The organism is Thioalkalicoccus limnaeus, from assembly GCF_041197575.1.
Lineage (GTDB): Bacteria > Pseudomonadota > Gammaproteobacteria > Chromatiales > Chromatiaceae > Thioalkalicoccus > Thioalkalicoccus limnaeus.
The window spans coordinates 1-300 of record NZ_JBDKXB010000098.1 but is presented as its reverse complement, the minus strand read 5'-3'; the positions used below and the strand labels follow the sequence as shown (position 1 = coordinate 300).

Annotated in this window: 1 protein-coding gene; it reads left to right on the top strand. The window is 66.3% G+C overall.

All coding sequences use genetic code 11. The annotated features are described in order from the left end of the window. A partial coding sequence (locus tag ABC977_RS18280) for an AAA family ATPase (RefSeq protein WP_369668698.1) occupies positions 1-300 on the top strand: 300 nt, incomplete at both ends.

Here is a 300-nt window from a genome sequence, read left to right as displayed (position 1 = left end):
TACTTCCTTTCCCGTCCGCGGCGCTTCGGCAAGTCCCTGTTCCTCGACACCCTGGCTGAGCTGTTCGCCGGCCGCGAGCACCTGTTTCGCGGTCTGCACATCCATCCGCACTGGGACTGGTCGCAACGCTTCCCGGTCATCCGTCTGAGCTTCGGTGCCGGCATCGTGCGCACTCGCGCCGAGCTCGATCAACGTATCCGCACCCTGCTGCGGCGCAATGCCCAAGACCTCGACATCGCCTGCCCCGACCCGGACGACAGCATCGACTGCTTCGCCGAACTGATCCGCGGGGCCGCTGAG